The sequence below is a fragment of the Escherichia sp. Lx600-2 genome, from assembly GCF_036662595.1.
Classification (GTDB): Bacteria; Pseudomonadota; Gammaproteobacteria; order Enterobacterales; family Enterobacteriaceae; genus Escherichia; species Escherichia coli.
Genome location: NZ_JAYQWM010000014.1, coordinates 40,014 through 66,242, shown reverse-complemented (window position 1 = coordinate 66,242; position 26,229 = coordinate 40,014). Strand labels below are relative to the sequence as shown.

Genomic DNA, 26,229 nt, shown 5'->3' with positions numbered 1-26,229 from the left:
CAGAAGCTGCTATCAGACACTCTTTTTTTAATCCACACAGAGACATATTGCCCGTTGCAGTCAGAATGAAAAGCTGAAAAATACTTACTAAGGCGTTTTTTATTTGGTGATATTTTTTTCAATATCATGCAGCAAACGGTGCAACATTGCCGTGTCTCGTTGCTCTAAAAGCCCCAGGCGTTGTTGTAACCAGTCGACCAGTTTTATGTCATCTGCCACTGCCAGAGTCGTCAGCAATGCCATGGCTCGTTCGCGTAAAGCTTGCAGTTGATGTTGGTCTGCCGTTGTGTCACTTTTCGTCGGTTGTTGTATTAATGTTGCTAATTGATAGCAATAGACCATCACCGCCTGCCCCAGATTGAGCGAAGGATAATCCGCCACCATCGGCACACCAGTAAGAACGTCAGCCAACGCTAACTCTTCGTTAGTCAACCCGGAATCTTCGCGACCAAACACCAGCGCGGCATGGCTCATCCATGAAGATTTTTCCTCTAACAGCGGCACCAGTTCAACTGGCGTAGCGTAGTAATGATATTTCGCCCGACTGCGCGCAGTGGTGGCGACAGTGAAATCGACATCGTGTAACGATTCAGCCAGCGTCGGGAAAACTTTAATATTATCAATAATATCACCAGATCCATGTGCGACCCAGCGGGTGGCTGGCTCCAGATGTGCCTGACTATCGACAATCCGCAGTTCGCTAAACCCCATCGTTTTCATTGCCCGCGCCGCTGCCCCAATATTTTCTGCTCTGGCGGGTGCGACCAGAATAATCGTTATACGCATATTGCCACTCTTCTTGACCAAATGACCGCGAACAGGGTGATCACTGTCAACTTATTACGCGGTGCGAATTTACAAATTCTTAACGTAAGTCGCAGAAAAAGCCCTTTACTTAGCTTAAAAAAGGCTAAACTATTTCCTGACTGTACTAACGGTTGAATTGTTAAAAAATGCTACATATCCTTCTGTTTACTTAGGATAATTTTATAAAAAATAAATCTCGACAATTGGATTCACCACGTTTATTAGTTGTATGATGCAACTAGTTGGATTATTAAAATAATGTGACGAAAGCTAGCATTTAGATACGATGATTTCATCAAACTGTTAACGTGCTACAATTGAACTTGATATATGTCAACGAAGCGTAGTTTTATTGGGTGTCCGGCCCCTCTTAGCCTGTTATGTTGCTGTTAAAATGGTTAGGATGACAGCCGTTTTTGACACTGTCGGGTCCTGAGGGAAAGTACCCACGACCAAGCTAATGATGTTGTTGACGTTGATGGAAAGTGCATCAAGAACGCAATTACGTACTTTAGTCATGTTACGCCGATCATGTTAATTTGCAGCATGCATCAGGCAGGTCAGGGACTTTTGTACTTCCTGTTTCGATTTAGTTGGCAATTTAGGTAGCAAACATGCAGACCCCGCACATTCTTATCGTTGAAGACGAGTTGGTAACACGCAACACGTTGAAAAGTATTTTCGAAGCGGAAGGCTATGATGTTTTCGAAGCGACAGATGGCGCGGAAATGCATCAGATCCTCTCTGAATATGACATCAACCTGGTGATCATGGATATCAATCTGCCGGGTAAGAACGGTCTTCTGTTAGCGCGTGAACTGCGCGAGCAGGCGAATGTTGCGTTGATGTTCCTGACTGGCCGTGACAACGAAGTCGATAAAATTCTCGGCCTCGAAATCGGTGCAGATGACTACATCACCAAACCGTTCAACCCGCGTGAACTGACGATTCGTGCACGCAACCTGCTGTCCCGTACCATGAATCTGGGTACTGTCAGCGAAGAACGTCGTAGCGTTGAAAGCTACAAGTTCAATGGTTGGGAACTGGACATCAACAGCCGTTCGTTGATCGGCCCTGATGGCGAGCAGTACAAGCTGCCGCGCAGCGAGTTCCGCGCCATGCTTCACTTCTGTGAAAACCCAGGCAAAATTCAGTCCCGTGCTGAACTGCTGAAGAAAATGACCGGCCGTGAGCTGAAACCACACGACCGTACTGTAGACGTGACGATCCGCCGTATTCGTAAACATTTCGAATCTACGCCGGATACGCCGGAAATCATCGCCACCATTCACGGTGAAGGTTATCGCTTCTGCGGTGATCTGGAAGATTAATCGGCTTTACCACCGTCAAAAAAAACGGCGCTTTTTAGCGCCGTTTTTATTTTTCAACCTTATTTCCAGATACGTAATTCATCGTCCATTGTAACTTCTTTACTGGCTTTCATTTTCGGCAGTGAAAACGCATACCAGTCGATATTACGGGTCACAAACATCATGCCGGCCAGCGCCACCACCAGCACACTGGTTCCCAACAACAGCGCGCTATCGGCAGAGTTGAGCAGTCCCCACATCACACCATCCAGCAACAACAGCGCGAGGGTAAACAACATGCTGTTGCGCCAACCTTTCAATACCGCCTGCAAATAAATACCGTTCATTAACGCCCCAATCAGACTGGCGATTATCCATGCCACGGTAAAACCGGTATGTTCAGAAAGCGCCAGCAAGAGCAAATAAAACATCACCAATGAAAGCCCCACCAGCAAATATTGCATTGGGTGTAAGCGTTGCGCGGTGAGCGTTTCAAAAACAAAGAACGCCATAAAAGTCAGCGCAATCAGCAGAATGGCATACTTAGTCGCCCGGTCAGTTAATTGGTATTGATCGGCTGGCGTCGTCACTGCGACGCTAAACGCGGGGAAGTTTTCCCAGCCGGTATCATTGCCTGAAGCAAAACGCTCACCGAGATTATTAGCAAACCAGCTGCTTTGCCATTGCGCCTGAAAACCTGACTCACTAACTTCCCGTTTGGCTGGTAGAAAATCACCTAAAAAACTGGGATGCGGCCAGTTGCTGGTTAAGGTCATTTCGCTATTACGCCCGGCAGGCACCACAGAAAGATCGCCGGTACCGCTTAAATTCAGGGCCATATTCAGCTTCAGGTTCTGCTTCCGCCAGTCCCCTTCGGGTAAAGGGATATGCACGCCCTGCCCGCCTTGCTCTAACCCGGTGCCGGGTTCAATGGTCAGCGCCGTTCCGTTAACTTCAGGCGCTTTCACCACACCAATACCACGCGCATCCCCGACGCTAATCACAATAAATGGCTTGCCAAAGGTGATATTTGGCGCGTCGAGTTCGCTAAGACGCGAAACATCGAAATCGGCTTTTAGCGTTAAATCACTGTGCCAGACCTGACCGGTATAAATCCCTATCTTGCGTTCTTCCACGTTCTGATTGCCATCAACCATCAATGACTCAGGTAACCAAAAATGGATAAAACTTCGTTTCCGCTCCACGGTTTTATCGTCTTCCTGCACCGTATAAAGCTCGGTCACAGGAATAGCGATAAGCGGCCCAACGAGTTTTTGCGGCCCGCTGGTACTTTGACGAATCGCATCTTCCACATCGCTACGGTAATCGGCACGTTCGACAATCACCTGCCGAATCAGCATTATCGGAATCAACAACAGCAATACTGCACCAAACAGGGTGGTCATTTTCCAGAACAGGGGGGATTTCAACATAGTCTTCTCCTTTGCAATGGCAGCAGGATACGAAGGCTATGTGGGAAGAATTTGAAGCTATGTGAAGTGACGGTGAAGTCGAAGCGAGGCCAGCACGCCACCTTCCTGCACGTTGCGCAGCGTGACTTCGCCGTTAAACAAACGGGCGACCTCACTGACAAACGCCAACCCCAGACCGCTGCTTTTTTGCCCATTTGCACGCGGCAAAGAGTAAAAGCGTTCAAAAATACGTGACAGCGCGTAGTCAGGAATACCACTACCGGTATCCAGCACCTTAAGAGCAACGTGTTCCTGATCCACTTCGGCGCTTAGCGTTATGCGACCGCTCTCGGGGGTAAAATCGATGGCGTTATCCAGTAAATTCCCCAGCGCCTGCTCCAGTAACGCCGGTTCAGCAGCAACATTAACCTCAGTGGGCATAACATGTAGAGTGATGTTTTTTTCTGCCAACTGCACGGTGCGCGCTTCGCTGACGCGGCGAAATAATGCCGCCACATCAACAGCAGTCAGAACGACTTCCTGACGATTCTCCAGTCTTGCCTGGCGTAGTAACGTTTCTACCAATGCCTGCATACGCGCATTTTGCGTCAGAATGTTGTCGGTAAAACGAGCCACCACTTCCGGCGGCGGACCTTCGCGTAAAATTTCCGCCGCGCCACGAATCGCCGCCAGTGGGCTTTTTAGCTCATGGGTTAACGCATAAACATACTGCTCAATATAGTTTTTCCCTTCCAGCTTCACGCGCATACTTTCCAGCGCCTGCGCAAGCTTACGCAACTCGCTACTGCCTAGTTCAGGAAGAGGAACGGGCTTATTGTCAGTGACGGAATCGGCATAGCGAGTGAGCCGGGCAATGGAGCGGTTGATCCACCAAACCATGCCTGCGCCAATCGCCAGTGCAATCCCCAGCAAAATGGCGCTGGCCCATAAAATTCGCCGCTCGCTGCGCTTAATGACCGGAGCCATCGCCGCGTTCGGTTTGCCTACGCTCAAAACGCCAATAAGCCGCGAGCCGTCCATAATCGGCGCGGCAACATACATCACCGAACTTTCGGGATCGGCAGGATTTTGCAACGTGCTGCGCGCACCATACTGACCACGCAACGTTAGCCAGACGTCATTCCAGCGCGAATAATCCTGCCCAACGGCTTTATTTGCCGAATCGAACAATACTTTGCCCTGCGCATCGGTCATATAGACATGATATTCATTGCGCACTTTGTTAATGCCACCGATATTGGCGCGAAACGGGCGATGTTGTAGCTGATTAAACGCCTGCGCCAGTTGCCCATGCGTTGGGTCCCCAGAGAGCAAATCGGGACGCGCCAGCTCCGCCAGCAACGTTGCGGTGTCGATCAGCGTCCCCTCCGTTGCTCTTCGCACGCCCGGTTTAACTTCTTTGACAAAAATAGCCAGTACGAACCAGGCCGCCACCGCCACCAGTAAAAAATAGCCCAGCAACAACCGCATGCCGATACGCATTACAGGCCCCTCAGGCTATATCCCATGCCGCGATGAGTATTAATCGGTGAAAGATCGGGGTTGATGGCGCGCAGCTTGGCACGCAGCGTTTTAATGTGGGTATCGACGGTGCGATCGTAGGTGTCCTGCGCATCTTCCCACACGCTATCCATTAGTTGCTGGCGGGACCAGACGCGGCCTGGCGACTTGAGTAACGTCTTCAGCAATAAAAACTCATACCGCGTCAGCGTTAATGGCGTGTCAAACCAGCTGATCTGCGCCGCGGGTTCATTCAATTCAAAATGACCAATACGGATGACGGGAGACGGCGTCGAGAACTTCTTCACCCGACGCAATAAGGTGCGCACCCTGGCGCACACTTCGCGGGGTGAAAACGGTTTAGCCACATAGTCGTCAGCGCCAATTTCCAGCCCAAGCAGGCGATCGACCTCTTCACTTCGGGCCGTCAGGAACAGTACAGGTAACGCCGGATGGAGCGCCAGTAACTGGCGGCACAATTCAAAGCCGCTGATATCAGGCAAACCAACATCGAGAATCATGACGTCGGGAGCCTGCTGGCGAGCTTTATCCAGCACCGGCAAGCCTCGCTCAAAGACCTCGACGGCAAAACCTTCCTGCTGCAACATGTAGACCAGCGTGTCGGCTATCCCTTGCTCATCTTCCACTAACCAGACCGTTTCCCGTTGCATAAATCGCCTCTGTTATTGCCGCCACGGCATGACAGGAACCGCGCTAATCGCGTTTTTCGGCGAACCTTCTACAACTTTGTCGGAGTAAGCCAGATAAGCGAGCGCGTTGCGTTTGGCGTCATAAAAGCGCACGACCTGTAACGACTTAAAGACCAGGGACGTGCGTTTTTTGAATACTACCTCGCCCTGAGCTTTGCCGTTTTTAATACGATCCGACAGTTCAATCGGCCCGACTTGCTGACAAGAAATAGCCGCATCGGAGGTATCTTCCGCCAGACCCAATCCCCCTTTAATACCACCTGTTTTCGCCCGGCTCACATAACAGGTGACATTTTTCACATCGGGATCGTCAAAGGCTTCCACAACAATTTTGTGATCCGGGCCGATCATTTTAAATACGGTGTCGACCGAACCAATCTCTTCTGCATGAGCCAATGGCCCCAGCATTATCAGGCTTAAAGACAGGATCAAATGCTTGTATTTCATATTGTTACCATTTTTATCTATTACACGAGCAATTAGTTCGTCACGGTAAATAACATATTGATTAAGAACAAAATCTCAATACTTTTATTTCCGTCAAGACCTAAAACATACTCTACTAAGAAAAAAACACTGAATGCTAAAACAGCAAAAAATGCTATTATCCAATTACCTGATGTCAGGTGCTCGTTGTTGAAAGGATGAGGATATTTTATGGATCAGGCCGGCATTATTCGCGACCTTTTAATCTGGCTGGAAGGTCATCTGGATCAGCCCCTGTCGCTCGACAATGTAGCGGCGAAAGCAGGTTATTCCAAGTGGCACTTACAGAGAATGTTTAAAGATGTCACTGGCCATGCTATTGGCGCGTATATTCGTGCTCGTCGTTTGTCGAAATCGGCGGTCGCACTACGCCTGACTGCGCGTCCGATTCTGGACATCGCGCTGCAATACCGCTTCGACTCTCAACAGACATTTACCCGCGCATTCAAGAAGCAGTTTGCCCAGACTCCTGCACTTTACCGCCGTTCTCCTGAATGGAGCGCCTTTGGTATTCGCCCGCCGCTGCGTCTGGGTGAATTCACTATGCCAGAGCATAAATTTGTCACCCTGGAAGATACGCCGCTGATTGGTGTTACCCAGAGCTACTCCTGTTCGCTGGAGCAAATCTCTGATTTCCGCCATGAAATGCGTTATCAGTTCTGGCACGATTTTCTCGGCAACGCGCCGACCATTCCGCCAGTGCTCTACGGCCTGAATGAAACGCGTCCGAGTCAGGATAAAGACGACGAACAAGAGGTATTCTATACCACCGCGTTAGCCCAGGATCAGGCAGATGGCTATGTACTGACGGGGCATCCGGTGATGCTGCAGGGCGGCGAATATGTGATGTTTACCTATGAAGGTCTGGGAACCGGCGTGCAGGAGTTTATCCTGACGGTATACGGAACGTGCATGCCAATGCTCAACCTGACGCGCCGTAAAGGTCAGGATATTGAGCGATACTACCCGGCAGAAGACGCCAAAGCGGGAGATCGCCCAATTAATCTGCGCTGTGAACTGCTGATTCCTATCCGCCGTTAACGCTGCAGCTCATCTAATGCAGGGGCGTCCAGATGCGAGATGTCCCCTGCGGTTTCAACGACCCAGCCAGACGCCAGCCACAGGCTTTCCTGATAATCCACGCGCGAAATAGAACAGTTACGCAGACGTAAGCGGCGCTCTGCCCATGCTGGTAATCCGAGAATCGTACTCACCAGGCATCCCAGTGCAATACCATGACTCACCAGCAGCGGTCGGCTTCCCTGCGGTAAGTCCCGGCAAGATTCCAGTGCCGCATTGACGCGATCGCTGAGCTCCTGCATTGACTCGCCTTCAGGAATACGCCCGTCAACGGTGCCATTGACCAGCTGCCGACGCCAGTTCTCTTCTTCTTCGGTCAGAGAATCGATATGTCTTTTTTCCAGCACACCCATGTTTAATTCACGCAGGCGAGAATCAAAGATGATGTCACAGCCGCAGGCCTGGGCGATGATTTCCGCCGTACGCCGGGTGCGCCCTAAATCGCTACTGATGATATGCGTAATGCCAAGCTCTTTGGCACGCGTCGCCACCTGCATCGCCTGTTGCTCACCTTTGGCGGTCAGCGGGCTGTCAGACTGGCCCTGAATACGTCGCTCGGCGTTCCACTGCGTTTCACCGTGGCGGACTAGGTATACCTGTAACATGCTTTTTTTCCGTATACTGCTGTAACGTTAATTTTCTGAGTAATGCTGATTATGCACCAAGTTGTCTGTGCGACCACCAATCCCGCTAAAATTCAGGCCATTCTGCAGGCATTTCACGAGATCTTCGGCGAAGGATCCTGCCATATTGCATCCGTTGCCGTCGAGAGCGGTGTACCGGAACAGCCCTTTGGCAGTGAGGAAACGCGCGCTGGCGCACGAAATCGGGTAGCAAATGCCCGCCGTTTACTTCCAGAGGCTGATTTTTGGGTGGCGATTGAAGCTGGCATTGATGGCGACAGCACTTTCAGTTGGGTGGTGATTGAAAACACCAGCCAGCGCGGCGAGGCGCGTTCGGCAACTTTGCCGTTGCCTGCGGTGATATTGGAAAAAGTACGTGAAGGTGAGGCGCTTGGTCCCGTGATGTCGCGTTATACCGGTATTGATGAGATTGGTCGTAAGGAAGGGGCGATCGGCGTGTTTACCGCCGGGAAACTCACTCGCGCCAGCGTCTATCACCAGGCGGTGATCCTGGCGCTGAGTCCGTTTCATAATGCGGTGTATTAAGCGCCTGATGCGACGCTGCCGCGTCTTATCATGCCTACCAAACATATTGAAATTACGGGTATTTGTAGGACGGATAAGGCGTTCACACCGCATCCGGCATTCGGTGCACGATGCCTGATGCGCCACGTCTTATCAGGCCAACAAAATCAATCGCTTTTCAGCAACACCTCTTCCAGCCACTGGCGCAGCTCAACGGGCGCGGCTTTCAGGCTGTTAGATCCACGCGTAATCGTCGCGATGCCCGCGCCGAGTTCATTTTTTAACTCACGCTGGCTCATTTCGCCGCGCAACAGCTCTTCGACAATACGCACGCGAGTCCCCAACGCTTCGCGCTCATCTGGCGTCAGCATCAGGTTTAACAACGGTAAATGGAGATCGTTTTGGTAGGCATTCTTAAGCAGGTCGACAAAACGTAACCACTCCTGGTGACGCTGTTCTGCCATCGCTGCTGAATAGGGTGATTGTTGGGCCATAATATGTCGCCATTGTTAGCGGGGGAAGCAAAATGCCTCCCCCGGTTGTACTCGCTAAAGAGTACGATAGCATATCATAAACGTGCGGATCAGTAACGACGTCCCCATTCCGTGGCGCTCATCAACGTCGGTTTATCCCCCATGAAATAACGGTAGTAAGCGTCATAAGCCAGCACGTTCTTCACATAACCGCGCGTCTCGGAGAACGGAATACTCTCGACAAATGCCACAGCGTCGATACGCCCGGCGCTGTTGCCAAGCCAGGTTCGCACCCGTCCAGGTCCGGCGTTATAAGCTGCTGAGGAGAAAATACGGTTATTGCCAAACTGCTGATAAACATATTGCAGGTAACTGGTGCCAATGTTGATATTCGTTTCCGGATCCAGCAATTGCCCAGGGCTGCTATAACCAGGAATAGAGAACATCTTCACCGTATGGGTCGCTGTACCAGGCATAATCTGCATCAGGCCGCTGGCCCCTACCGGTGATTTCACTTTCGGATTCCAGGCGCTCTCCTGACGGGCAATCGCCATCGCATAGCTTTGCGGGATCTCTTTCCCACTGGTGTAACGTTTGAAAAGATCGTTGTAAGCCAGCGGGAATCGCTCTTCCAGATGATCCCAAAGCTTCCCGGCGATCGTTGCCTGAACGCTAAGATCCCACCATTGGTTATTGAAAGCATACCGAGCCAGTTGAGCCTGCTCTGTTTTTGACTTGCTCTTCACCAGATTGGCCCACTCGCTACGCGCGGTGTTATCGAGATTCCAGTACATCAACTCGCGCACGCGCGCCATCTCCGGCCCCTGAGTCAGGGCGCTGTCAACATTCTGCGGCGCTTTATCAATCTTCAGCTCATACTCTTCTCCGATGCGTTGTGCTGCAACCATCGGGTAGAAACCACGCTGTTGCATGAGTTGATGCAAAATCTCTTTCGCTTCAGCTTCACGTCCGCGTTCCAGCAATAAATCCGCCTGCCAGTAACGCCATTCATCTTTCTCTTTTGCTTCCATCGGCAGACGCGCCAGCCAGGTATTCAGGCCGCGACGATCGCCGGTGCCAAGTGCCATTCGCACACGGCGTTCAATCAACGACGTGGATTGCGAGCGCATAATGGCGTCATCGCGCCATTTCGCCTGCTCGTCGGTGACATCGTTGCCCATCAAACGCCAGGCGACGATATCGCGCAGCTCCTGAATCTGATCTTCATTAAGCTGCTGCGCCTGGGCAAGCGACGGGATCATCAGCCGTGCATTTTCAGCATCCTGCCGCGCCACACTGGCAAACGCCACCGCTGCCATTTGACGGGTAAAATCGGTCGCTCCGGTTGTACGCGCGAAGGTCAGTACCGTATTAGGGTTATTCGCCAGTGAAATGATTGCCGAGGCGATAGTCTGGTAATCGGCAGGCATCTGCCCTGCCAGCACTGTTACCAGGCCAGTGTTACCCGCTTTCATCGCCAGACGGATACGCTCTAAATACGCCAGCGGATCTTGTTTACCTGACGCACGCCAGACGCTAAATAACTTGTCACAGGCATTAGGCTGGCTCTTGCCGGTTAGCCACAGCTCTTTCGCCCCTTGCCAGGCTTCTTCACTCTGCCCGGTGTTCCATTTCGCATAGTAGTAATTACATTGCGCTTCGGTAGTTCCGGGCTTTTCCGGGCTAAAGGCTAACAAGCCACGCCAGTCTTCACGCCGCGCCAGTTCATTGACGAAACGAGATTGCAGCGTGCGAGCGGGAGGAAGCGTGGGGTTAGCGCGAACAAAGTTAGTGACCGTCACCGCCGGTTGATTCATCAGATCATCGGTGATCTGGCGGTATTCCAGGTAGGGATAAAGCGGATAATCCTTCAGTCCAGGCATCATTTGTTCGACCACATCCATCTGTCGATTATCCCAGGCCTGCTTGATTTGCGCGTAACGGCTACGCTGCTCATCCAGTGAGTCGGCTCGCGCCACGCTGCTGACCGTCAGCAGACAGACACCGGCAGCCAACAGCCGCCAGGTAACTTGTTTGGCTTTTTCCACAAGCGCATCCTCTAAGTGTAAATACATCAATGCAGCGTCATGCCGCGTAATAGATTTATGCTAACCAGTCATTGCCGTTTACGCCACGTTACGGACACTTTTTTACTTTTACTGCGAAGGTGATCGACCAACTGGGATTAGGCGGGGAAAAAGGCTACACTTCGCCTTTGAAAACTCATCATCACGATAAACATAGAGGCGAAGTCCAACGTGGCTCAATTCGTTTATACCATGCATCGTGTCGGCAAAGTTGTTCCGCCGAAACGTCATATTTTGAAAAACATCTCTCTGAGTTTCTTCCCTGGGGCAAAAATTGGTGTCCTGGGTCTGAACGGCGCGGGTAAGTCTACCCTGCTGCGCATTATGGCGGGCATTGATAAAGACATCGAAGGTGAAGCACGTCCGCAGCCAGACATCAAGATTGGTTATCTGCCGCAGGAACCGCAGCTGAACCCGGAACACACCGTGCGTGAGTCCATTGAAGAAGCGGTTTCTGAAGTGGTTAACGCCCTGAAACGCCTGGATGAAGTGTATGCGCTGTACGCCGATCCGGATGCCGATTTTGACAAGCTGGCCGCTGAACAAGGCCGTCTGGAAGAGATCATTCAGGCTCACGACGGTCATAACCTGAACGTACAGCTGGAGCGTGCGGCGGATGCGCTGCGTCTGCCGGACTGGGACGCGAAAATCGCTAACCTCTCCGGTGGTGAGCGTCGTCGCGTGGCGTTGTGCCGCCTGCTTCTGGAAAAACCAGACATGCTGCTGCTCGACGAACCGACCAACCACCTGGATGCCGAATCCGTGGCCTGGCTGGAACGCTTCCTGCACGACTTCGAAGGCACCGTTGTGGCGATTACTCACGACCGTTACTTCCTCGATAACGTTGCAGGCTGGATCCTCGAACTTGACCGCGGTGAAGGTATTCCGTGGGAAGGCAACTACTCCTCCTGGCTGGAGCAGAAAGATCAGCGCCTGGCGCAGGAAGCTTCACAAGAAGCGGCGCGTCGTAAGTCGATCGAGAAAGAGCTGGAGTGGGTACGTCAGGGAACTAAAGGCCGCCAGTCGAAAGGTAAAGCACGTCTGGCACGCTTTGAAGAGCTGAACAGCACCGAATATCAGAAACGTAACGAAACCAACGAACTGTTTATTCCACCTGGACCGCGTCTGGGCGATAAAGTGCTGGAAGTCAGCAACCTGCGTAAATCCTACGGTGATCGCCTGCTGATTGATGACCTGAGCTTCTCGATCCCAAAAGGGGCAATCGTCGGGATCATCGGTCCGAACGGCGCGGGTAAATCGACCCTGTTCCGTATGATCTCTGGTCAGGAACAGCCGGACAGCGGCACCATCACTTTAGGTGAAACGGTGAAACTGGCATCGGTTGATCAGTTCCGTGACTCAATGGATAACAGCAAAACCGTTTGGGAAGAAGTTTCCGGCGGGCTGGATATTATGAAGATCGGCAACACCGAGATGCCAAGCCGCGCCTACGTTGGCCGCTTTAACTTTAAAGGGGTTGATCAGGGTAAACGCGTTGGTGAACTTTCCGGTGGTGAGCGCGGTCGTCTGCATCTGGCGAAGCTGCTGCAGGTTGGCGGCAACATGCTGCTGCTCGACGAACCAACCAACGACCTGGATATCGAAACCCTGCGCGCGCTGGAAAACGCCCTGCTGGAGTTCCCGGGCTGTGCGATGGTTATCTCGCACGACCGTTGGTTCCTCGACCGTATCGCCACGCACATCCTGGACTACCAGGATGAAGGTAAAGTTGAGTTCTTCGAAGGTAACTTTACTGAGTACGAAGAGTACAAGAAACGCACGCTGGGCGCAGACGCACTGGAGCCGAAGCGTATCAAGTACAAGCGTATTGCGAAGTAATGCGTAAAATGCCGGATGCGGCGTGAACGCCTTATCCGGCCTACAAACCAAGAAATTTCAATACGTTGTGAATCTCCAGGCCTGATAAGACGCGGTAAGCGTCGCATCAGGCATTGAGCACCGAATGCCGGATGCGGCGTGAACACCTTTTCCGGTCTACAACAGCCTTAGCATCCGCAATTTCGTAGCGGGTCATCCGTGCTGGTTCTTTCAAACCTTGTTTAATCTCGACAGCCTCTTCCAGAGAGGTTTTCAACTCATCAAAAAAACTCATTTTATACCTCGCCTTTGAGCCGTTTCATCGCGGTTATCCCTGCTCCCCCATCATCTCCCGCACCAGCTCCACGCAGCGAAGGAAACGGCTGTCATAATCGTCCTCTTCAACCCGCACGAATTCGATATTGTTCTCTTCCAGCATCTCCACCAGCAAGTTCTGGAACTCTTTGCGATCCACCGAACTGCCGAGGCTGCGTAAACCATCCGCCACCCACGGCGTGTTGTTCTCCAGCAGGATCACCAGATCGAAACGGTATTCATCAATCAACGCCTGTACGAACGGATGCTCACGCCCTTCGTACTTTTTGCAGAACGCCTGGGTAGTGACAAAATCAGTGTCAATAAACGCCACTTTATTGGCATATTTCACTGCAAAATCAATGTATTGTGCGTGGCCCAGCGCGATTTTATCGTAATCGGAATACTGCAATGCGATCTCATCACCGCCGAGGTGTGAAAAGACATAATCGCGACCATATTCCCACGCACTGGTGGTATTGAAGATATTGGCAAGTTTGTTTACCAGGGTGGATTTACCGCTCGACTCGCCACCAAGGATCGCCACGGTACGTACAAAGAACGGCTTCACTTCCGTAGGAATATATTCCCAGTAGCGGAACGGGTTTTCGCGGATCTGCGCACCGCTGATACTCATAAAGGTACGTTTCGGATCGACCAGCACCGTATCGATCCCCAGATGTTCCATATACTGTGGCGCATCGGCTTCTTCCGAGGTGTAGATCAGGTCCGGCTGAATCCCCTTTTCAGCCATAAACTTTTTGATGCCGTTGCTCCACACATCCCAGCCGTGCGGATACGGCTCCATGCCCTCTTCGTTGAAAGCATGAATGCGAATATTTTTCTGATATTTAAAAGTTTGTAATAACCAGCGCAGACGATCCGGCACCGTGGGCTGCTGCGACATGGCGCTGTCTTCAAACAACGCGCGGTCGCGGGTATCGTCAAAACCCATAATGATATGCAGCTCGTCAACCTGGCTACAGGCGCGCTGGATAAGGTAGATATGTCCGGTATGCAGCGGGTAGAACTTACCGAATACGACACCAATGGTTTTCTTCTGTCGGGGAAATTCAAGCCCCAAAAAACGGTGCAACGCCTCCAGCTTTTGCGCGCTGGGGCTTTTAATTTTGGCATTCAGTAACTGGCTTAAATACCCTTTGGTCATACCGCTGGCATCAGCTACCTGCTGTAGCGTGCAGCCCTGTTGCTTGATGGCAGTTTTCAGGTAATCAAATGACGACATATCTCCCTCCGTATCTCTCATTATAAGTCGTCGAACACGCTAAGCGCGTCGGAGAGTTTTTTAACGCCAAAAATCTGCATCCCTTCCGGCGCTTTTTTCGGTACGTTAGCCGCCGGAACAATCGCCCGGCGAAAACCGTGTTTCGCCGCTTCAGAGATTCGTTCCTGACCGCTGGGCACCGGGCGGATCTCCCCTGCCAGCCCGACTTCACCAAACACCACCAGATCCTGTGGCAGCGGTCTGTCACGCAGGCTGGAAACCATCGCCAGCAGTAACGCTAAGTCGGCGCTGGTTTCCGTTACCTTCACGCCGCCGACCACGTTCACAAACACATCCTGATCGGCCATTTGCAGACCACCGTGACGGTGCAAGACAGCCAGCAGGATCGCCAGACGGTTTTGCTCCAGACCTACCGCCACGCGGCGCGGATTCGCCATCATCGAGTGATCGACCAGCGCCTGGATCTCCACCAGCAACGGACGTGTTCCTTCCCATACCACCATCACTGAACTACCAGAGGTCACTTCATCGCCACGGCTTAAAAAGATGGCGGAAGGGTTGCTGACTTCACGCAGCCCCTGTTCGGTCATCGCGAAGACGCCCAGCTCATTCACCGCGCCGAAGCGGTTTTTATGGCTGCGTAAGGTGCGAAAACGGGAGTCGGCATCGCCATCCAGAAGCACCGAACAGTCGATACAGTGTTCCAGCACTTTCGGGCCAGCCAGCGAGCCATCTTTGGTTACGTGCCCCACCATGACAATCGCCACACCGCGCGTTTTGGCGAAGCGTGTCAAATAAGCCGCCGTTTCACGCACCTGCGCCACGCTACCAGGCGATGACTGTACATCCGCCATATGCATCACCTGGATGGAGTCAATTACCATCAGCTTCGGTTGCTCTTCTTCGGCAATCAGGCAGATCTGCTCGATGCTGGTTTCCGACAACATATTGAGATTGTCAGTCGGCAGGCCAAGGCGATGAGCGCGCATTGCCACCTGTTGCAGCGACTCTTCGCCGGTGACATACAGCGTTTTCATCTGCTGGGCCAGTTTGCACAGCGTTTGCAGCAACAGCGTGGATTTCCCCGCGCCTGGGTTACCGCCAATCAGAATGGCACTTCCCGGTACCACGCCGCCGCCTAATACGCGGTCGAACTCTTTAAATCCGGTGGAAAAACGCGGCAGCTCTTCAAGGCTGATGTCGGAGAGTTTCTGGACTTTTGCCACCCCGGCGCTACCGGCATAGCCACTGAGACGCTCGTTACGCGCCACCGTTGGCGACGCAGCAAGACGCACCTCGGTGATGGTGTTCCAGGCATGACAGGCACTGCACTGCCCCTGCCAGCGCGGATAATCGGCCCCGCATTCATTACAAACAAAGGCGCGTTTTGGAGCTTTTGCCACGGTGTACCTCGTTAATGCTGTGCCGCCCGCAGGATGACGGGCAGGCAATTACTTCTGATTCAGGCTGCCAGAGAGGATGCAGAATACCCCCATCAGGTCAGCGTGACGGATGGTGACTTCCGTCTTTTCATTCACTTTTGGCTTGGCATGGTAGGCAATCCCCAGCCCTGCCGCTTTGATCATCGGCAGGTCATTGGCTCCATCGCCAATCGCCACGGTCTGCGCCAGCGGGATTTCATACTCCTGCGCGAGGCGGGTCAGAGTTTTCGCTTTGTACTGCGCGTCAACGATGTCGCCGATCACATTGCCGGTAAATTTACCGTCCATGATCTCCAGTTCATTGGCTACCACGGCGGTCAGGCGCAGCTTGTCGCGCAGGTATTCAGCAAAGAAAGTAAAGCCGCCGGAGGCAATCGCCACTTTCCAGCCCAGCGTTTCCAGCTTGAGCACCAGCTGCGTTAAGCCTGGCATCAGCGGCAGATTTTCACGCACCTGTTGCAGAATATTGGCATCAGCGCCTTTCAGCGTCGCCACGCGGCTGCGCAGGCTGGCGGTAAAATCGAGTTCGCCGCGCATCGCCCGTTCGGTTACCTCCGCCACCATCTCGCCCGTTCCGGCCAGTTTGGCAATTTCATCAATACATTCAATCTGGATGGCGGTGGAATCCATGTCCATCACCAGCAAACCCGGCGTGCGCAGGTGCGGGATTTTCCCCAGCGGCGCGACATCCAGTTGCGCTTCATGGGCCAGGCGCGTAGCGCGCGCGGTGAGTGAACCTGCCAGACGAATCACCTGATAATCTTCCACGCACCAGGCGGCAACAATCACCATCGCCGCGCCCAGTTTGCTCTGGTATTGGGTCAGGCGTTGTTTATCCAGCCCACGACCATACAGCAGCCAGCCGCTACGACCTGCGTGGTAATCCAGTGGCATCACTTCATCACCACTTAATGAAAGAGGCAGACCCGGCCATAAAGAGACATCTTCAGGCAGGTCGCACCAGGTAATGTTAGGCATTAAGGCTCCTGTAAAATCGTTCGAAGCAGGGAAAATAACGCATGAGGCTACCTTGTATCCATTGCTTCTGGCAACATTAAGTCTCAAATTTTCAAAGGGTGGAAGATGGCTCGCACAAAACTGAAATTCCGGCTGCATCGGGCAGTGATTGTCCTGTTCTGTCTTGCCTTGTTAGTGGCGCTGATGCAGGGAGCGTCATGGTTTAGTCAAAACCACCAGCGACAACGTAATCCACAGCTGGAAGAACTGGCCCGCACCCTGGCGCGTCAGGTAACGCTGAACGTTGCACCGCTGATGCGTACCGACTCACCGGATGAAAAACGCATTCAGGCGATCCTTGATCAGTTAACGGATGAAAGCCGTATCCTCGACGCGGGCGTGTATGACGAACAAGGCGATCTTATCGCACGTTCTGGCGAAAGCGTCGAAGTGCGCGACCGGCTGGCGCTCGACGGTAAAAAAGCGGGCGGCTATTTTAACCAGCAGATTGTCGAACCAATTGCCGGGAAAAACGGACCGCTCGGCTATCTGCGCCTGACGCTCGACACCCATACGCTCGCCACCGAAGCCCAACAGGTGGATAACACCACTAACATTTTACGCCTGATGTTGCTGCTTTCACTGGCAATCGGCGTAGTGCTGACCCGCACGCTGCTACAGGGTAAACGTACCCGCTGGCAGCAATCGCCCTTCCTGTTAACCGCCAGCAAACCGGTGCCGGAAGAGGAAGAAAGCGAGAAAAAAGAGTGACCCATTACTACAAGAAAGGAAATCGTTATGTCCACATTACGCCTGCTCATCTCTGACTCTTACGACCCGTGGTTTAACCTGGCGGTGGAGGAGTGTATTTTTCGCCAGATGCCCGCCACGCAGCGCGTTCTGTTTCTCTGGCGCAATGCCGACACGGTAGTGATTGGTCGCGCGCAGAACCCGTGGAAAGAGTGTAATACCCGGCGGATGGAAGAAGATAACGTCCGCCTGGCACGGCGCAGTAGCGGTGGCGGCGCGGTGTTCCACGATCTCGGCAATACCTGCTTTACCTTTATGGCTGGCAAGCCGGAGTACGATAAAACCATCTCCACGTCGATTGTGCTCAATGCGCTGAACGCGCTTGGCGTCAGCGCCGAAGCGTCCGGGCGTAACGATCTGGTGGTGAAAACCGCCGAAGGCGACCGCAAAGTCTCAGGATCGGCCTATCGCGAAACCAAAGATCGTGGCTTCCACCACGGCACCTTGCTGCTCAATGCCGACCTTAGTCGCCTGGCAAACTATCTCAATCCGGATAAAAAGAAACTGGCGGCGAAAGGCATTACGTCGGTACGTTCCCGCGTGACCAACCTCACCGAGCTGTTGCCGGGGATCACCCATGAGCAGGTTTGCGAGGCCATAACCGAGGCCTTTTTCGCTCATTATGGCGAGCGTGTAGAAGCGGAAATCATCTCCCCGGACAAAACGCCAGACTTGCCGAACTTCGCCGAAACCTTTGCCCGCCAGAGTAGCTGGGAATGGAACTTCGGTCAGGCTCCGGCATTCTCGCATCTGCTGGATGAACGCTTTACCTGGGGCGGCGTGGAACTGCATTTCGACGTTGAAAAAGGCCATATCACCCGCGCCCAGGTGTTTACCGACAGCCTCAACCCCGCGCCGCTGGAAGCCCTCGCCGGGCGACTGCAAGGCTGCCTGTACCGCGCGGATATGCTGCAACAAGAGTGCGAAGCGCTGTTGGTTGACTTCCCGGACCAGGAAAAAGAGCTACGGGAGTTGTCGACGTGGATAGCGGGGGCGGTAAGGTAACTCGCTGATTAAAATACCAAAGGAAGGGAATATGATCGATCTGGAAAACCAGGAGCGGGAGATTATCAATTTAATGTTAAGCCAGCGTATTTCCTGGCTAGCCGCCGTGCGTATCAGGCATAAATTATCGCTTGCTGAAGTAAGTAAAATGTTAGGTATCTCGATTAATTCTCTAAAATAGATCGAAAAGACGGAACGGTTTAGCTCAAACATCAAAAGCAAAATGGCAGAAATTTATGGTTGTCCACCAGAGTTGCTGATATGCCCTTCCTGGATGACGGCTGAACATAAATGAATAGATTCGTGAATAGATACTTGAATAGATTTTATTTTCTATCCATATGAAAAATAATAGTAAATCTATAAATCAGTTGCTATTGATGAATAGATACTAAAAAGCCGGAGCAGTCTCCCACTCCGGCTTCACACGACAATCGCCTTTCAGCGAAACACAATTACTCTTTATCGCCCAGCAGAACGGATTCCAGTGCGATTTTGATCATGTCGTTGAAGGTGGTCTGACGCTCAGCGGCAGTGGTCTGCTCGTGAGTGCGGATGTGGTCAGACACGGTACAGATGGTCAGGGCTTTCGCGCCAAATTCTGCAGCGACGCCGTAGATACCAGCCGCTTCCATTTCCACGCCGAGGATGCCGTATTTTTCCATCACGTCGAACATTTCGCCGTCCGGAGAGTAGAACAGGTCAGCGGAGAACAGGTTACCAACGCGAGCATCAATGCCCAGTGCTTTAGCCGCGTCTACCGCGTTACGCACCATGTCAAAGTCAGCGATAGCGGCAAAGTCATGATCTTTAAAACGGATGCGGTTAACTTTGGAATCGGTGCAGGCACCCATACCGATAACGACGTCGCGCAGTTTTACGTGCGGCAGAACTGCGCCACAGGAACCCACGCGGATAATTTTCTTCACGCCGAAATCGGTGATCAGTTCTTTGGTGTAGATGGAGCAGGACGGGATACCCATACCGTGACCCATTACGGAAATTTTGCGGCCTTTGTAAGTACCGGTGAAGCCCAGCATACCGCGAACGTTGTTCACTTCACGGGCATCTTCAAGGAAAGTTTCAGCAATATACTTCGCACGCAGCGGGTCGCCTGGCATCAAAACTACGTCAGCGAAATCGCCCATTTCTGCATTAATGTGTGGGGTAGCCATTGTTTTATCCTTATCAACATGTTTTCACCCTCTCCCTGAGGGAGAGGGCCGGGGTGAGGGCATCAAGCCGCACCCATTATCAGAACATGGCTTTGCCATATTCCATATCAGAAGTACCAAAATATTTTGCCAGAGTCTGGCCGATATCCGCGAAGGTTTCACGATGACCCAGTGAGCCCGGTTTTACTTTCGGGCCGTATACCAGTACCGGAATGTGTTCACGCGTGTGGTCAGTACCGGTCCAGGTCGGATCGCAACCGTGGTCAGCGGTGAGGATCAGGATGTCGTCATCGCGCAGCAGAGACATCAGCTCCGGCAGACGGCGGTCGAACAGTTCCAGACCCGCGGCATAACCGGCGACGTCGCGACGGTGGCCCCAGGAAGAGTCGAAGTCAACGAAGTTGGTGAAGACGATGGTGTTATCACCCGCTTCTTTCATCTCTTTGATGGTGGCGTCAAACAGCGCGTCCAGGCCAGTCGCTTTCACTTTTTTGGTGATACCGCAGTTGGCGTAGATGTCTGCAATTTTACCGACAGAAACCACCTGGCCGTGTTTTTCATCAACCAGTTTCTGCAGCACGGTCGGTGCTGGCGGCTCAACAGCCAGGTCGTGACGGTTACCGGTACGCTGGAAGTTACCGGCTTTGTCACCGATAAACGGACGAGCGATAACACGTCCGATGTTGTAGCCGCCGTTGGTCAGCTCTTCACGGGCGATTTCGCACAGTTCGTAGAGTTTATCCAGGCCAAAGGTTTCTTCATGGCAGGCAATCTGGAACACGGAGTCAGCGGAGGTATAGAAAATCGGCTTGCCGGTTTTCATGTGCTCTTCGCCCAGTTGATCCAGAATGACCGTACCGGAAGAGTGGCAGTTACCGAGGTAACCCGGCAGATTAGCGCGTTCGACCAGTTTATCCAGCAGCTCTTGCGGGAAGCTGTTTTCGTGATCGGAGAAATATCCCCACTCAAACAGAACCGGGACACCGGCGATTTCCCAGTGACCAGACGGGGTATCTTTACCGGATGACATTTCGTGCGCCCATGCGTACGCGCCGATAACTTCAGCGTTGCCGTCCATTCCCGCCGGAATGAAACCGGTAGAACCTTCGTGTGCTTTCGCCAGCCCCAGACGGGTCAGATTTGGCAGATTGAGCGGGCCTTTACGACCGTTATCAGCTTCGCCTTTGGCACAAGCTTCTGCGATATGACCCAGGGTGTCAGCCCCGACGTCACCAAAGCGTTCTGCATCTTCTGTAGCGCCGATGCCGAATGAGTCCAGCACCATAATAAATGCACGTTTCATATGTTCTCCGTACTCAGTGCTTCAAATTTAAATGATCAGATCAGTATACCGTTATTCGCTGATACGGCGATAGACAGTTGGTGTGCTTTCCGGTGCTTTATCGGCAAGTTTAATTGCCGCTTTCACCGCTTTCGCCGCTTCCTGCCAGCTGTTTTCGTCTTTCGCGTGGATAACCGCCAGCGGACGCTGACCGTCTACCTGGTCGCCCAGACGTGCCATATCAGTAAAGCCGACGCTGTAATCGATGGTGTCAGATGCCTGACGGCGTCCGCCGCCCATTGCAACCACTGCCATCCCCAGCGCGCGGGTATCCATTTCACTGACAAAACCTTCGGTATCAGCATAGACTGCTTTCGTCAGCATCGCTGTCGGCAGATACTTCGCGTAGTTCTCAACGAAGTCGGTTGGGCCTTTTTGTGCCGCTACCATACGACCAAAGACTTCTGCCGCTTTACCGTTGTCCAGCACCGCCTGCAATTTCGCGCGCGCTTCGGCGTCATCTTTCGCCAGTTTGCCGGAGATCAGCATCTCCACGCACAGCGCCATCGTGACATCAAACAGACGCGGGTTACGATATTCACCCGTCAGGAACTGCACCGCTTCACGAACTTCAACCGCGTTACCTGCACTGGAGGCCAGTACCTGATTCATATCGGTGAGCAGCGCGGTGGTGCGCACGCCAGCGCCGTTAGCCACGCCAACAATCGCTTCGGCAAGGGCTTCAGAGAGTTCGTAGGTCGGCATAAACGCGCCGCTACCCACTTTCACGTCCATCACCAGCGCATCCAGACCTTCCGCCAGTTTCTTCGCCAGGATCGAGGCAGTGATCAGCGGGATGGAGTCCACGGTTGCGGTAATATCACGGGTCGCGTAGAAACGTTTATCCGCCGGAGCCAGTGAGCTGGTCTGGCCGATAATCGCTACGCCGACGTCTTTAATAATTTCGCGGAAACGGTTGTCATCCGGGAAAATGTCGAAGCCAGGGATGGATTCCAGTTTGTCGAGCGTACCGCCAGTATGACCGAGGCCGCGACCGGAGATCATCGGAATATAGCCGCCGCAGGCTGCGACCATCGGCCCCAACATCAGCGAAGTCACATCGCCGACGCCGCCGGTGGAGTGTTTATCAACAATCGGGCCATTCAGATGCAGGCTTTTCCAGTCGAGAACGGTTCCTGAATCTCGCATCGCCATGGTCAGCGAGACACGCTCAGGCATTGTCATATCGTGGAAGAAAATGGTCATCGCGAGGGCGGCAATCTGCCCTTCGGAGATAGTGTTGTCGCGAATACCGTTGATAAAGAAACGAATTTCTTCATCGCTCAGCGCATGACCATCACGTTTTTTACGAATAATTTCTTGTGCGAGAAACAAGGTAACCTCCCGAGGAAAAGAGTATGAGGCGGCTTTTGCCGGATGCGTCTACGCCTTATCCGGCCTACGGGTAGATACGTTTCGTAGGCCTGATAAGCGCAGCGCATCAGGCGTAAAGCATCTTACTTAGTAGCTGCTGGCGCTCTTACCGTCACCGTGGCCCAGCGCTTTCAACAGGCTTGCCAGCAGGCTGGAAGCACCAAAGCGGTAGTGACGCGCATCTGCCCAGTCAGCACCGAACAGTTCATCTGCGATGGCGAGATATTTCTGCGCATCTTCCGCAGTACGCACGCCGCCCGCTGGTTTGAAACCAACGGTTTTTTCTACGCCCATATCACGGATCACTTCCATCATGATGCGCGCGCTTTCCGGCGTCGCGTTCACAGCCACTTTACCGGTAGAGGTTTTGATGAAGTCCGCACCCGCTTTGATGGAGATTTCAGACGCTTTACGGATCAGCGCTTCGTCTTTCAGTTCGCCGGTTTCGATGATCACTTTCAGCAGTACATTCGCTGCCGCGCAAGCCTCTTTACAGGCTTTCACCAGGTCAAAACCAACCTGCTCGTTACCCGCCATCAGCGCGCGGTACGGGAACACAACGTCAACTTCATCAGCACCGTAGGCGATTGCCGCACGGGTTTCTGCCAGCGCGATTTCGATGTCATCGTTACCGTGTGGGAAGTTGGTTACCGTAGCGATTCGGATTTCCGGGGTGCCCTGCTCTTTCAGCGTTTTGCGAGCAATCGGGATAAAGCGAGGATAGATACAGATAGCGGCGGTATTGCCGACCGGAGTTTTGGCCTGATGACACAGAGCAATTACTTTCTCGTCGGTGTCGTCGTCATTCAGGGTGGTCAGGTCCATCAATTTCAGTGCACGCAGGCTGCTTGCTTTCAGATCAGTCATTTCATTCTCCTGGCTTGTTGCCAATAAAATTCACCTTGCGAGTTTGTTAGTATTCTAACATCTACTCCGCAACACACTTCGATATACATCACAATTAAGGAAATCTACTTACAAGTTTGCATCACTGTAATGCGATCTGGTTCAAATAATTCACTTTCAAATGAATGCGTCAGTGGTGGCAAACGCATCAGGATCAAAGTGAACATCACGAAACTTCTTACAATGGCGCATCACCTTCGGCATAAAAGGAAAAGAAGATGCCCACTTCTCATGAAAATGCACTGCAACAACGTTGCCAGCAAATTGTCACCAGCCCAGTGCTTAGCCCGGAGCAGAAGCGCCATTTTCTGGCTCTGGAAGCAGAAAACAATCTGCCTTATCCGCAGCTTCCTGCCGAAGCCCGCCGCGCGCTGGATGAGGGTGTAATCTGCGATATGTTTGAAGGTCATGCGCCGTACAAACCGCGCTATGTCTTACCCGATTACGCCCGTTTTCTGGCGAACGGTTCCGAATGGCTGGAGCTGGAAGGCGCGAAAGATCTTGATGACGCACTCTCTCTGCTGACCATTCTTTACCACCACGTACCGTCGGTCACATCGATGCCGGTCTACCTGGGGCAACTGGATGCGTTGTTGCAACCGTATGTTAGAATTCTAACACAAGACGAGATCGATGTTCGAATAAAACGTTTCTGGCGTTACCTCGACAGAACCCTGCCAGACGCCTTTATGCACGCCAATATCGGCCCGTCTGATTCGCCCATTACCCGCGCGATCTTACGTGCAGACGCAGAGTTGAAGCAGGTTTCACCGAACCTGACCTTTATCTACGATCCTGAAATCACCCCTGATGACCTGCTGCTGGAAGTGGCGAAGAACATCTGTGAATGTAGCAAACCGCACATCGCCAACGGTCCGGTGCATGATAAAATTTTCACAAAAGGGGGCTACGGGATTGTGAGCTGTTACAACTCACTGCCGCTGGCGGGTGGTGGCAGCACGCTGGTACGCCTTAACCTGAAAGCCATTGCCGAGCGCAGCGAATCGCTGGATGACTTCTTTACGCGCACTCTACCGCACTATTGCCAGCAGCAGATCGCCATCATCGATGCGCGGTGTGAATTCCTCTATCAACAATCACACTTCTTTGAGAATAGCTTCCTGGTGAAAGAAGGGCTGATTAACCCTGAACGTTTTGTGCCAATGTTTGGCATGTATGGGCTGGCGGAAGCGGTTAACTTGCTGTGTGAGAAAGAAGGGATTGCCGCACGTTACGGTAAAGAAGCCGCCGCAAATGAAGTGGGTTATCGCATCAGCGCGCAACTGGCGGAGTTTGTCGCCAATACCCCCGTGAAATATGGATGGCAAAAACGCGCCATGTTACACGCACAGTCGGGGATCAGTTCCGATATCGGCACCACGCCGGGCGCGCGTTTACCCTATGGCGATGAGCCAGATCCGATCACCCATCTGCAAACTGTCGCCCCGCATCATGCTTATTATTATTCCGGCATCAGCGACATTCTGACGCTCGACGAAACCATCAAACGTAATCCGCAGGCGCTGGTACAGCTTTGCCTCGGTGCCTTTAAAGCCGGAATGCGTGAATTTACCGCCAATGTCAGCGGTAACGATCTGGTTCGCGTTACCGGTTATATGGTGCGTTTGTCGGATTTAGAAAAATATCGCGCCGAAGGTTCACGCACCAACACCACCTGGCTGGGCGAAGAAGCCGCACGCAACACTCGTATTCTGGAACGCCAGCCGCGCGTGATAAGCCATGAACAGCAGATGCGCTTTAGTCAGTAAGATTATCCCCTTCTCCTGCGTTGACGGGCCAGGCAGTCGTCTGGCTCTGTTTTTGCAGGGCTGCAATCTGCGCTGCAAAAACTGTCACAATCCGTGGACGATGGGGCGCTGTAATCATTGCGGAGAGTGCGTGCCACAGTGTCCGCATCAGGCGTTGCAGATTGTTGACGGCAAAGTGGTGTGGAACGCTGCGGTCTGCGAGCAGTGTGATACCTGCCTGAAGAGGTGTCCGCAACATGCCACGCCGATGGCGCAATCCATGAGCGTGGACGAAGTGCTTAGCCATGTCCGCAAAGCGGTGCTGTTTATTGAAGGGATAACGGTAAGCGGCGGCGAAGCCACGACCCAACTGCCGTTTGTAGTGGCGCTGTTTACTGCTATCAAAAACGATCCGCAACTGCGCCATCTCACCTGTCTGGTGGACAGTAACGGCATGTTGAGCGAAACCGGCTGGGAAAAATTACTCCCGGTGTGTGACGGCGCAATGCTCGATCTCAAAGCATGGGGTAGCGAATGTCATCAACAATTAACCGGACGCGATAATCAGCAGATTAAGCGCAGCATCTGTTTGCTGGCAGAGCGCGGCAAGCTGGCGGAACTGCGTTTGCTGGTAATCCCTGGCCAGGTGGATTATTTGCAACACATCGAAGAACTGGCGGCGTTTATCAAGGGACTTGGCGATGTTCCGGTACGCCTGAACGCGTTTCATGCCCACGGCGTGTATGGCGAGGCGCAAAGCTGGGCGAGCGCCACGCCGGAAGACGTTGAGCCGTTGGCTGATGCATTAAAGGTGCGCGGGGTGGGCCGGTTGATATTTCCGGCGCTGTATTTGTGACATGCCGGATGCGGCCTACGGTTCGGCACAGACTTGTAGGCATGATAAGACGCGTCCAGCGTCGCATCAGGCATTGTGCGCCAACTGCCGGATGCGGCGTGAACGCCTTATCCGGCCTACGGTTCGGCACAGACTTGTAGGCATGATAAGACGCGACAAGCGTCGCATCAGGCATTGTGCGCCAACTGCCGGATGCGGCGT

The 26,229-nt window shown here is 52.8% G+C and carries 25 protein-coding genes and 1 pseudogene; 9 read left to right on the top strand and 17 right to left on the bottom strand.

The features are described 5' to 3' along the window. Positions 1 to 99: 99 nt before the first annotated feature. Both OQV04_RS07755 and yjjY read right to left on the bottom strand, forming a co-directional pair. Positions 100 to 786, bottom strand: a complete 687-nt coding sequence (locus tag OQV04_RS07755) for a tRNA/rRNA methyltransferase (protein ID WP_001223166.1) — start codon at positions 784 to 786, stop codon at positions 100 to 102. A 399-nt stretch (positions 787 to 1,185) separates the two neighbouring features. Further along, entirely contained in the window at positions 1,186 to 1,326 is a 141-nt protein-coding gene (gene yjjY, locus OQV04_RS07750; RefSeq protein WP_001303782.1) for a protein YjjY, read from the bottom strand. A 95-nt stretch (positions 1,327 to 1,421) separates the two neighbouring features. On the opposite strand from yjjY, the gene arcA reads away from it, so the two are divergent. Then, a complete protein-coding gene (gene arcA, locus OQV04_RS07745; protein ID WP_001194358.1) occupies positions 1,422 to 2,138 on the top strand; it encodes a two-component system response regulator ArcA in 717 nt (238 codons plus the stop codon). Between the two features lie 59 nt (positions 2,139 to 2,197). Here arcA and creD read toward each other — a convergent pair whose 3' ends face one another. From creD to creA, 4 genes are read right to left on the bottom strand one after another with little or no spacing between them, the layout of a single operon-like run. Beyond that, positions 2,198 to 3,550, bottom strand: a complete 1,353-nt coding sequence (gene creD, locus OQV04_RS07740; RefSeq protein WP_032282083.1) for a cell envelope integrity protein CreD — start codon at positions 3,548 to 3,550, stop codon at positions 2,198 to 2,200. Positions 3,551 to 3,607: 57 nt separating this feature from the next. Beyond that, positions 3,608 to 5,032 carry a two-component system sensor histidine kinase CreC gene (gene creC / locus OQV04_RS07735; protein ID WP_032282081.1) on the bottom strand — a complete coding sequence of 475 codons (1,425 nt, stop codon included), beginning with the start codon at positions 5,030 to 5,032 and terminating at the stop codon, positions 3,608 to 3,610. Then, positions 5,032 to 5,721 (bottom strand): two-component system response regulator CreB, encoded by a 690-nt coding sequence (gene creB / locus OQV04_RS07730; protein ID WP_032288390.1) that lies wholly within the window; start codon positions 5,719 to 5,721, stop codon positions 5,032 to 5,034. Before creB ends, creC begins: the two co-directional genes overlap by 1 nt. Positions 5,722 to 5,733: 12 nt before the next feature. Further along, the gene (creA, locus tag OQV04_RS07725) at positions 5,734 to 6,207 is read right to left on the bottom strand and encodes a protein CreA (RefSeq protein WP_000875487.1); all 474 of its coding nucleotides are present in this window, start codon (positions 6,205 to 6,207) and stop codon (positions 5,734 to 5,736) included. Positions 6,208 to 6,417: 210 nt separating this feature from the next. Between creA and robA the strand changes: the two genes are divergently transcribed. Further along, positions 6,418 to 7,287, top strand: a complete 870-nt coding sequence (gene robA, locus OQV04_RS07720; protein ID WP_000371666.1) for an MDR efflux pump AcrAB transcriptional activator RobA — start codon at positions 6,418 to 6,420, stop codon at positions 7,285 to 7,287. Here robA and gpmB read toward each other — a convergent pair. Further along, entirely contained in the window at positions 7,284 to 7,931 is a 648-nt protein-coding gene (gpmB, locus tag OQV04_RS07715; protein WP_000942344.1) for a 2,3-diphosphoglycerate-dependent phosphoglycerate mutase GpmB, read from the bottom strand. The genes robA and gpmB overlap by 4 nt on opposite strands. A gap of 51 nt (positions 7,932 to 7,982) precedes the next feature. Between gpmB and yjjX the strand changes: the two genes are divergently transcribed. Further along, a complete protein-coding gene (yjjX, locus tag OQV04_RS07710) occupies positions 7,983 to 8,495 on the top strand; it encodes an inosine/xanthosine triphosphatase (protein WP_001742676.1) in 513 nt (170 codons plus the stop codon). Between the two features lie 146 nt (positions 8,496 to 8,641). Here the strand turns inward: yjjX and trpR are convergent, their stop codons facing one another. After that, the gene (gene trpR / locus OQV04_RS07705) at positions 8,642 to 8,968 is read right to left on the bottom strand and encodes a trp operon repressor (protein ID WP_000068679.1); all 327 of its coding nucleotides are present in this window, start codon (positions 8,966 to 8,968) and stop codon (positions 8,642 to 8,644) included. An 89-nt stretch (positions 8,969 to 9,057) separates the two neighbouring features. Continuing rightward, on the bottom strand, positions 9,058 to 10,995 hold the full coding sequence (gene sltY, locus OQV04_RS07700) for a murein transglycosylase (protein WP_000409451.1): 1,938 nt from the start codon (positions 10,993 to 10,995) through the stop codon (positions 9,058 to 9,060). A 210-nt stretch (positions 10,996 to 11,205) separates the two neighbouring features. Between sltY and ettA the strand changes: the two genes are divergently transcribed. Further along, complete coding sequence (gene ettA, locus OQV04_RS07695; protein WP_000046749.1) at positions 11,206 to 12,873, top strand: energy-dependent translational throttle protein EttA; 1,668 nt, start codon at positions 11,206 to 11,208, stop codon at positions 12,871 to 12,873. 106 nt (positions 12,874 to 12,979) lie between these two features. On the opposite strand, the gene nadS is transcribed toward ettA, so the two are convergent. From nadS to serB, 4 genes are read right to left on the bottom strand one after another with little or no spacing between them, the layout of a single operon-like run. Further along, positions 12,980 to 13,147, bottom strand: a complete 168-nt coding sequence (nadS, locus tag OQV04_RS07690) for a NadS family protein (protein ID WP_000007433.1) — start codon at positions 13,145 to 13,147, stop codon at positions 12,980 to 12,982. A gap of 33 nt (positions 13,148 to 13,180) precedes the next feature. After that, positions 13,181 to 14,413, bottom strand: coding sequence for a multifunctional transcriptional regulator/nicotinamide-nucleotide adenylyltransferase/ribosylnicotinamide kinase NadR (gene nadR, locus OQV04_RS07685; protein ID WP_000093809.1), 1,233 nt, complete (start codon positions 14,411 to 14,413; stop codon positions 13,181 to 13,183). Positions 14,414 to 14,433: 20 nt separating this feature from the next. After that, a complete protein-coding gene (gene radA / locus OQV04_RS07680) occupies positions 14,434 to 15,816 on the bottom strand; it encodes a DNA repair protein RadA (protein ID WP_001029698.1) in 1,383 nt (460 codons plus the stop codon). A 48-nt stretch (positions 15,817 to 15,864) separates the two neighbouring features. Then, on the bottom strand, positions 15,865 to 16,833 hold the full coding sequence (gene serB / locus OQV04_RS07675) for a phosphoserine phosphatase (RefSeq protein ID WP_001132956.1): 969 nt from the start codon (positions 16,831 to 16,833) through the stop codon (positions 15,865 to 15,867). A gap of 105 nt (positions 16,834 to 16,938) precedes the next feature. Here serB and OQV04_RS07670 point away from each other — a divergent pair, with 105 nt between their 5' ends. The 3 genes and pseudogenes from OQV04_RS07670 (at position 16,939) to OQV04_RS07660 (ending at position 18,922) form a co-directional block, all read left to right on the top strand. After that, a complete protein-coding gene (locus OQV04_RS07670; RefSeq protein WP_000124615.1) occupies positions 16,939 to 17,583 on the top strand; it encodes a YtjB family periplasmic protein in 645 nt (214 codons plus the stop codon). 27 nt (positions 17,584 to 17,610) lie between these two features. Further along, positions 17,611 to 18,627 carry a lipoate--protein ligase LplA gene (gene lplA / locus OQV04_RS07665; RefSeq protein ID WP_000105848.1) on the top strand — a complete coding sequence of 339 codons (1,017 nt, stop codon included), beginning with the start codon at positions 17,611 to 17,613 and terminating at the stop codon, positions 18,625 to 18,627. A gap of 31 nt (positions 18,628 to 18,658) precedes the next feature. Further along, positions 18,659 to 18,922: pseudogene (locus OQV04_RS07660) on the top strand (helix-turn-helix domain-containing protein). Positions 18,923 to 19,082: 160 nt separating this feature from the next. On the opposite strand, the gene deoD reads toward OQV04_RS07660, so the two are convergent. The 4 genes from deoD to deoC form a co-directional block, all read right to left on the bottom strand. Then, positions 19,083 to 19,802: a purine-nucleoside phosphorylase gene (gene deoD, locus OQV04_RS07655; RefSeq protein WP_000224877.1), complete on the bottom strand. Its 720-nt coding sequence runs from the start codon at positions 19,800 to 19,802 to the stop codon at positions 19,083 to 19,085. A 79-nt stretch (positions 19,803 to 19,881) separates the two neighbouring features. Next, on the bottom strand, positions 19,882 to 21,105 hold the full coding sequence (deoB, locus tag OQV04_RS07650) for a phosphopentomutase (RefSeq protein ID WP_000816471.1): 1,224 nt from the start codon (positions 21,103 to 21,105) through the stop codon (positions 19,882 to 19,884). Between the two features lie 51 nt (positions 21,106 to 21,156). Further along, positions 21,157 to 22,479, bottom strand: coding sequence for a thymidine phosphorylase (deoA, locus tag OQV04_RS07645; RefSeq protein WP_000477811.1), 1,323 nt, complete (start codon positions 22,477 to 22,479; stop codon positions 21,157 to 21,159). Positions 22,480 to 22,605: 126 nt separating this feature from the next. Beyond that, positions 22,606 to 23,385: a deoxyribose-phosphate aldolase gene (deoC, locus tag OQV04_RS07640; RefSeq protein WP_001295412.1), complete on the bottom strand. Its 780-nt coding sequence runs from the start codon at positions 23,383 to 23,385 to the stop codon at positions 22,606 to 22,608. A 257-nt stretch (positions 23,386 to 23,642) separates the two neighbouring features. Between deoC and OQV04_RS07635 the strand changes: the two genes are divergently transcribed. Both OQV04_RS07635 and OQV04_RS07630 read left to right on the top strand, forming a co-directional pair. Next, on the top strand, positions 23,643 to 25,193 hold the full coding sequence (locus OQV04_RS07635) for a YjjI family glycine radical enzyme (protein ID WP_001143253.1): 1,551 nt from the start codon (positions 23,643 to 23,645) through the stop codon (positions 25,191 to 25,193). Beyond that, positions 25,165 to 26,028 carry a YjjW family glycine radical enzyme activase gene (locus tag OQV04_RS07630; RefSeq protein ID WP_001088439.1) on the top strand — a complete coding sequence of 288 codons (864 nt, stop codon included), beginning with the start codon at positions 25,165 to 25,167 and terminating at the stop codon, positions 26,026 to 26,028. Before OQV04_RS07635 ends, OQV04_RS07630 begins: the two co-directional genes overlap by 29 nt. Positions 26,029 to 26,229: the final 201 nt, after the last annotated feature.